Raw genomic sequence first — 293 nt, forward strand, 5'->3', positions numbered from 1 at the left:
GCCGGGGCATCGACGGTCAGCGCCGGCGCGCTTGCGTCGACCTCGCCTACATCATTGCTGGTCGCGGTGTTGCCGGCCGGATCGGTGACCGAGGCCTCGACGCTGTATTCGCCTTCGCTCAGCGGTGTCTCTGCATCGACGCTGTAGGTGCCGTTCTCCACAGTCGCGGTGACGGTCTGCTCGTTGCCATCGCTGTCGGTGATGACCAGGGTGACCGTGCTGCCGTCTTCGGCATCGGTGGTACCGACGATGGTCGGCGTGGTGTCGGAGGTCAGTGCCGGGGCATCGACGGT

1 protein-coding gene is annotated in these 293 nt (G+C 66.6%); it reads right to left on the reverse strand.

The annotated features are described in order from the left end of the window. Positions 1-293: Ig-like domain-containing protein (locus QD356_RS17780; protein WP_279878498.1), on the reverse strand; the 293-nt coding region annotated here is incomplete at both ends.

It is taken from the genome of Cobetia sp. 2AS, assembly GCF_029846355.1.
In the GTDB taxonomy this organism is placed as follows: domain Bacteria; phylum Pseudomonadota; class Gammaproteobacteria; order Pseudomonadales; family Halomonadaceae; genus Cobetia; species Cobetia amphilecti.